The 7604-nt window shown below is 69.2% G+C and carries 6 protein-coding genes; all 6 read left to right on the top strand.

The window, feature by feature from the left end:
• The first annotated feature begins 184 nt into the window (after window positions 1–184).
• Entirely contained in the window at window positions 185–1681 is a 1497-nt protein-coding gene (locus Q0444_RS07560) for an SCO6880 family protein (RefSeq protein WP_299022654.1), read from the top strand.
• On the top strand, window positions 1681–3453 hold the full coding sequence (locus Q0444_RS07555; protein WP_299022651.1) for an ATP/GTP-binding protein: 1773 nt from the start codon (window positions 1681–1683) through the stop codon (window positions 3451–3453). The genes Q0444_RS07560 and Q0444_RS07555 overlap by 1 nt, the downstream gene beginning before the upstream one ends.
• The gene (locus tag Q0444_RS07550) at window positions 3450–3692 is read left to right on the top strand and encodes a transposase (protein ID WP_063935020.1); all 243 of its coding nucleotides are present in this window, start codon (window positions 3450–3452) and stop codon (window positions 3690–3692) included. The genes Q0444_RS07555 and Q0444_RS07550 overlap by 4 nt, the downstream gene beginning before the upstream one ends.
• 4 nt (window positions 3693–3696) lie before the next feature.
• Entirely contained in the window at window positions 3697–5307 is a 1611-nt protein-coding gene (locus tag Q0444_RS07545; RefSeq protein ID WP_299022643.1) for a peptidoglycan DD-metalloendopeptidase family protein, read from the top strand.
• Window positions 5304–5873 (top strand): hypothetical protein, encoded by a 570-nt coding sequence (locus Q0444_RS07540; protein WP_299022640.1) that lies wholly within the window; start codon window positions 5304–5306, stop codon window positions 5871–5873. The genes Q0444_RS07545 and Q0444_RS07540 overlap by 4 nt, the downstream gene beginning before the upstream one ends.
• Window positions 5874–5901: 28 nt before the next feature.
• A partial coding sequence (locus Q0444_RS07535; RefSeq protein WP_299022638.1) for a type IV secretory system conjugative DNA transfer family protein occupies window positions 5902–7604 on the top strand: 1703 nt, incomplete at its 3' end.

The following is a 7604-nucleotide window of genomic DNA, read 5'->3' as shown; positions in this document are numbered from 1 at the left end:
TGTCTGCCTCAGTGTCCGGTGGCAGCGCCGCAGGCATCGGCGCCGCCGCTGCCGGGGTGGGCGCGGTGGCGACGGCAGCTCAGACAACGGCTCGAGCGACACAGACGACCGAGCAGATGATCGACGGTGCGCTGGCAGCTCACCCAACACCCCACCACTACCGCTGACGGCAAGGAGATCGCTGGTGTCTGCATCAGGGGAGGCAACGGACCTTCGGCTCTACACGCTGGGTGAGAAGTCGCAGCGCACCGGCATGTTCGGCCTGCCGCTGCGGGCCACGATCATCGCCGGGATCGCCTTCATCGTGGCGATGTTGGTGCTGATGCAGGGCGGACTAGGCGCGGGAGCGCTCATTGCGGTGCTGGCGGTGGCGTACCTGGCCCCGGCAGTACTGCGTATCGGTAATCGAACTCTCTACGAGGTGGCTCAAATGCGTTGGCAATTCTGGCGGGCACAGGCCGCTGGTTCCACGGTGTACCGGTCCGGGCCTAACTCGCGGGTACCTGGCGGCCGATACCGGCTGCCCGGTGCCCTGGCCAAGACCGAGCTGCACGTCGGCCGCGACGTGGCCGGCAACGATTTCGCGCTCATCCGAGACCGCGCGCTCAACCAGTACACCGTCCTGTTGGACGCGGCCTCACGCGGCCAGGAGCCGCTGACGGTGGCCGACCGCAACGACATGACCGCCGAGTGGGGCGCCTGGCTCGCCGAGCTGTCGCTCAACGACGACGTCGTGGCGGCCACCGTGACCGTCGAGTCGTACCCGACGACCGGGCAGGACCTCATCGCCGCGGTGAAGGACTCGGTCAGCGAGTCCACCCCGGAGATCGCCCGCCGCATCCAGGCGGAGTCGGCGGTGGAGTTCGCTCGCGGCAAGCTCGTCACGCGGTCATGGATCGCGGTCACCTTCAAGGCAGCCACCGCGATGCAGCGCAAGGACCCCGAGGCGATGGCCACCGATCTGGGTTTCCGGCTGCCCGGGCTGTACCAGCGGCTCGAGTACGCGGGAGTGTCTGCCACACCGATGAACCCGGAGGACGCGATCGGGCTGGCGTTGCGTTGCTACCGCCCCGACCTGGAGGAGACCATCAACAGCGCTCGCCTGTCTGGCGAGCCGCTCGGAGTGGACTGGGACGACGCCGGCCCGGCCGAGGCTGTGGCGAAGTGGAATCACTACCGCCACGAAGACTGGGTGTCCCGCTCGTTCGAGATGGCCGCCCCGCCGGCCGCCGCGTTCCCGGACCACGTCCTGCGGCCCCTGTTGGAGCCGAAGTCAGACATTCCCCGCAAGCGCGTGACGCTGATCTACCGCCCGATCGCCGCTGGGGACGGGGTGAGGCAGGTCGAGAAGGAGCACACCGACGCGGTCAACGCTGCGAACAAGACCCGCTCGATCGGCAAGGCCTCTGCCGGCCTGCGCCTGGAGCGCACCGAGGCCGCGCGGCAGGCGCTGGCCCGAGGCGGCCAGCTCGGCGAGTACTCGCTGCTGGTGACGCTCACTCTGCGCGATCCTGAGCTGCTCGACCAGGGCTCGGCGATCATCGGCCAGCTCGGCAACCGGTCTCAGCTTCGGCTGCACGCCACCAACGGCCAGCAGGATGCGGCGTTCGCCGCCGCGCTGGGTCTGGGCGTGCTGCTCGATCAGAAGTCCACGATTTCCTCGTTTGCGAAGGCGGAGTGATGGCCAGGCGCACCAAGACCCCCGTCGGGCCGGCAGAGCTGGAAGAGCTGCACGCCCGTATCACCGCAGGCGATCAGCTCCCTCCCTGGCCGCACACACGAACCGGCCGTGCGTACAAGCGGTGGTGCGACGAGCACCCCGAGCGGGCCGAGCAGGCGCGCACCGCTCGCCAGGCACCGCAGCTCCGCTACGGAAAGCCCCGGTTCACTAATCGCTACGCCTCCCTCGACGGCCGCGGCTTCAAGGGCGCGTTCTCGGGGCGGATGGCAGTGGTCTCTGCCCCGGCCGCCACCCAGACCTCCACCAACTACGGCTGTGGTTTCAACCCGTGGGTGGTCGGGGCGACCGCCCCGGCGGTCGGCGTCCCTCTGGGGGTTCACGCACAGACCGGCCAGGACGTCTCCGGCGACGTGTTGTCGTGGTTCCGCGCCGGCATCATCGGCAACCCGTCGGCGTTCGTGCTCTCCTTGCCCGGGCTGGGCAAGTCCACGATCATCCGCAAGCAGTTCATCGGCGCGGTCGCCCAGGGCCATGTGCCGATCGTGGCCGGGGACATCAAAGGCGAGTACGTGGCGGTGACCGACGCGATGGTCACCCCGGCCGGAAAGCGCGGGCAGGTGATCCGTCTCGGACATGGGCACGGGCACCTGAACCCACTGGCCGCCGGCGCTTTGGGCGAGGCGATCCCGGTGATGCAGGCCCATCTGGACGAGCTCCGCGCCCGGGGCGAGGACAGCACGCGCCTTGCCGAGGCCATCACCGAAACCGAGGAGTCGGTGCACTCGCGGCAGGTCACGATGGTCGTGGCGCTGGCCGAGCTGATCCGCGGTCGGCCGCTGGCTGACTTCGGGGGTCTGGTCATCCCCCCCTCGTGGGGGGAGAGGCGCCGGGGCGGAAGTTTCCCTTCCCCCTCACCGCCGCTACTGCGAGACCTGATCGACTACATCCGATCCGGAAACGCCGACCTGCGGCGAGCGCTGTTCGTCGCCGACGAAACGGAGTACCGGCGCACGGTCCGAACCCTGGTCCAGACACTGGAGTCGCTGACCGACGGCGTCATGGGCCAGGTGTTCGCCGAGCACACCACCACCAAGATCGACCTCGACGCCCCGGCGATCTGCATCGACGTCTCGGCGATCGCTCGAGGAGACCAGTCGCTCAAGGCGGGCGTGCTCCTGGCCTGCTGGTCCGATGCCTATGGAGCGATGGAGGCCGCGCACGTGCTGGCCGACTGCGGTCTGGCGCCGCAGCGCTACTTCCTGGCGATTCTCGACGAGATGTGGGCGACCCTGGGCGCCGGGGCGGGGATGGTGCAGCGCGTCGACGAGCTCACGCGCCTGAACCGCACGGACGGCACCGGATTGCTGATGATCACCCACACGGGCCGAGACCTGGAGACGCTGCCCAACGAGGTCGACGTCAAGACCGCGATGGGCTTCATCGAGCGGGCCGGCATGGTCATCTGCGGCGGTCTTCCCGCCGGCGAGCTGGAGCGGCTCAAGGGCGTCCTCCAGTTCACCGATGCTGAGGCAGCGATGATCACCGCCTGGTCCAAGGGCGCGCCGATCGAGCGCACCGAAGCCCGCGAGCGTAAGAAGCCACCCCTGGGGCGAGGCAAGTTCATGCTCAAGTCGTCCAAGGACGGCACCGCCGGGATCCCGGTGCAGGTTCTGCTGACCGCGACCGAGCGGGAAACCAACATCCACGACACGAACGTGCGCTTCCGCGAACTGCTCGATGGCGTGCCCTCCGGGCAGGCGGTGCCGGCATGAGCTCAACTGCGTACGACGCCGATTTCCGCGACCAGGTGGTCGCGCGGCTGGCAGAGCTCGAGCCCCAGTTCCCCTCGACCTCAGCAGCCGCCGAGGTCGTCGCCCGCGAGTTCGGCATCAGCCGCGACTCGGTGCGCCGCTGGTCGGTCGCCGCGGGGACGTGGCAGGCGCACAACTCGTCCACCCTGCGGGCGCTGCAAGCCGAGAACGCGGCCCTTCGAGCGCAGCTAGGGCTGTAGACGGATGCGGTCGGCCAAGCTCGTCGTCGGCATCGTCATCGGGATCATCCTGCTGTCGCTGGTGGTCGTGGTGATCCTCGGAGACGGCAGCGACGATCGGTGCCGCCCGAACGGGGCCATAACCGGCGGCGGGGGAGTGCCCGCCGGCGAGCTCAGCCTGCCGATCGCCGAAGGCGATTACGTCGTGTCCTCGACCTACAAGAGCGCAGACCGGCCCGGCCACCGAGGCATCGACCTGGCCGCCGCCGACGGCACGCCCATGTACGCGATGGCCCCAGGCGTGGTGACCGCCGCCGGCCCCGCGAGCGGGTTCGGCAACTGGATCGTCATCGACCACACCATCGACGGTCAGCCCTACTCGACCGTCTACGGCCATATGTGGGACGACGGAGTGGACGTCCAGGTGGGCGACACCGTTGCCGCAGGACAGCACATCGGTGAGGTCGGCAACAACGGCCAGTCCACCGGCGCCCACCTGCATTTGGAGGTGTGGCAGGGCGGGCGCCTGACCGGTGGGAGCGAGACCGATCCGCAGCCGTGGCTCGACCGGGCCGCGAACCCGGGCTCGGGAGGCAGTGCGCCGCCCACCGACGAGTCCACGACCTCCCGTCAGCCGTCTCCGCCCTCGAGTGGGGAGATGCCCGATTCGGACAAGATCGCCTCCAAGGAGAACTTGCAGGTCGACTCGATCCGGGTGGCCCGTGCCGTGGCGCAGCGCTTTCCCGACGTGAAGACCATCGGCGGGTGGCGGCCTGTTGATGCCTACCCCGATCACCCGTCGGGCCGCGCCGTGGACATCATGATCCCGGACTACTCCTCGAGCGAGGGCCGCGAGCTGGGCAATCGCATCACGAACTACCTGCTGACGCACCGCGAGTTCTTCAACATCGAGTACCTGATCTGGCGGCAGCAGTACATCCCCGCCACCGGGCAGCCCAACCAGATGGAGGACCGGGGCGACCCGACCCAGAACCACTTCGACCACGTGCACGTCACCGTCGCCGGCGGCGGAAAGCCCACCCCGAACCAGCGCTACGGCGCCGCCCCCACCGACGGTGCCGACGATGACTCCGAGACCACCGGCGCCGCCGGGGGCGACGACTGCGCCCCGGACTTCGGGCATCGCAGCCTGAACGCGGGCGAGATCCCCGCCGAACTGCGCAAGTGGATCGACCTGGGAGGCCAGGTCTGCCGCGAGGTCGACTCTCCGCTGCTGGCCGGGCTGCTGTACCACGAATCGGCCGGCTTCCAGGCCACGGCGGTCTCGACGGCCGGAGCGCAAGGGTACGGGCAGTTCATGCCCGGCACGTGGGCGGCCAAGGGCGCCAAGGTCGACGACAACGGCCAGATCGCCGGACCTCCCGGCTCGGGCTCTCCGTCGGACCCGGCGGACGCGACGATGGCCGCCGCCCGCTACCTGTGCGAGATCGCCGAGGGCCAGCGAGAGGGCATCGCCTCGGGCGAGCTCAGTGGCGACCCGCAGGCGTTGATGCTGGCCGGCTATAACGCCGGACCCGGCGCCGTGCAGCAGTTCGGCGGGGTACCTCCATATGCCGAGACGCAAAAGTACGTGGTCATCGTGCCGCAAGAGGCCGCAAGGTTCGCCGCCGCATGAACACCGCCGACGAGGAGGAGACAGCGATGAACACCAAGGGCGTAGCCGTGGTCGCCGCGGCGGTGGTGGCGGTAGTGGTCGCCGCCGTCGCGATGGCTCTGACGCTTGGACGCGATGATGAACCGGGAACCGATGCGCACGTACACATCGACCCGATCACGACCGCCGACGAAGTGGCGGTGGCGGTGATGGCAGGGATTCACACGTGGACCCCCGCGCAGCAGCAGTCCCCGTGGGATGCGATGCACGCGATCTCCGACCAGCTCACCGGCCAGATGGCGGACGCGGCCACCACCCGCCCGGACCCAGATCCTGCCCCTGGGCAGTGGCCGGCATGGGCGCGCTCGGGTGACCGCGTGATCGGCGCCGCAAGCCTGGCCGGAGATCAGGACCCCGTCCCGCAGGACGCGAGCGAAGCTCGGCGCCTGGTCACGGTGCAGCAGAAAGTGCTGCACCCCGACGGAGCAACGACCCCGCTCGAGCGCATCACCGCGACCGTCGAGCTCAAGCGCACCGGCGAGACGTGGAAGGTCGCCAGCTACCAATACCGATCTGTGGGCGAGTAACCGCGCACATCACACCAGGGAGGCAACAATGGCAGGCAAGGACCTGGCACGAACGTCCCAGACCCGCGAGCCCGGACCCACGATCGCGCTGGTCATGATGGGCGTGGTGGCGGCCGCGGTGATCGCGGTGTGGGGCAGTATCACCCTCGGCGAATCCATCGCCCCCACCGGTCAACAGGTTCCCGGTAACCCCGCGGTGGCGGTGATCGACCTGGCCCAGGGGCAGGTGCAGTGGACCACCGGCGCCACGGTCGTCGCCGTGGCCCTGGTGGTGATCGCCGTTGTGCTCGTGGCCGTGGTGGCGGCGCTCGTCGGGCGTCGGCAGGGCCGCAGGACTCGCGTCGATGGGATCACCAAGCACCTGGCGGGCCGCGCTGACGTGAAGTCACTGTCGGCCAAGAGCGTGGTCCGCGCCAACCGCGAGCGAGGCGACACCACCCAGACCCCGGGGGTGTACATCGGCAAGGAGGTCGCTACCGGCCAAGATCTCTGGGGCGGGTGGGAAGACCTGCATCTGGATCTGTGGGGTCCCCGCCAGGGCAAGACCTCCAGCCGCATCATCCCGATGATCCGCCGCGCACCGGGCATCTGCATCTCCACCTCGTGCAAGCGCGACGTCATCGAAGCCACGATGCCGTTCCGTCAGCAGGTCGGCCGCGTCTGGGTGCTCGACCCGCAGGACAAGGCGGTCGGGCTGGACGCCTCCAAGTGGTACTTCGACCCGCTGGACTTCGTTCGCCGCGACCAGTGGTGGGACGGCAACGCCGAGGAGCTCGCCGAGATCTTCAACGCCGCCACCGCCCGCGGGGAGGCCGGCAGCGACCCCAACGCGTACTTCTACTCCCAGGCCGTGGACCTGCTCGCCTCGCTGTTCCTGGCAGCGGCGATGAAGAACCGTCCCATCACCGATGTCTACGGATGGGTCTCCAATCTCGAGGACGCCACCCCGGTCGACATCCTGGCCGACAGCCAGTGGAAGCCGCAGGCCGCGGACCTGGCCAGCAAGTACAACGCCGAGCCCCGCACCCGCTCCAACGTGTTCTCCGCGGCCAAGAACATGATCTCCTGCCTGGGACGCAGGCAGATCGTGCGGTGGCTGACCCCCCAGGCCGGCGCCCAGCGTTTCGACCCGGTCGCCTTTGCAAACTCTGAGGCCGACACGCTGTATCTGGTCTCCGACGAGGAGAACCCGATCGGCCGGCCGGTGACGTCCATCCTGACCGTCGCGGTGTTCAAGGCCCTGGTCGACCGGGCCGACACCTGCCCCGGTTCGCGTCTTCCGGTGCCGGTGACCGCCGCCCTGGACGAGATCGCCAACATCGTGCGGTGGCCCAGGCTTCCCGACTACTACTCGACCTTCGGCTCCCGAGGCATCATCTGCTCGACCGTGCTCCAGTCCTACGCCCAGGGCGTGGAAGTGTGGGGCGAGCAGGGCATGAAGAAGCTGTGGTCTGCCGCCGCGATCGTCGTCATCGGCCCCGGCCACAAGGACTACCGATTCCTCGACGAGCTGGCCCATCTCATCGGCACCCACACCGAACAGCAACGCTCCATCTCCAGCGGCGGCGGCGATCGCGGACGGTCCGTGTCGACCCAGACGGTCGAGAAGCAGACCATCACCGCCGCCGAGCTGGCCGCCCTGCCATTCGGTCGGATGATCGTCCTGGCCACCGGCCGGCGCCCCATCCTGGCCCGGATGGTCCGGTGGGACCACCAGGACCTTCCCTCCGC

The organism is uncultured Dietzia sp. (assembly GCF_937873725.1).
Classification (GTDB): Bacteria; Actinomycetota; Actinomycetes; order Mycobacteriales; family Mycobacteriaceae; genus Dietzia.
The sequence above is the reverse complement of the archived record's forward strand: the minus strand, read 5'-3'. Positions and strand labels throughout refer to the sequence as shown.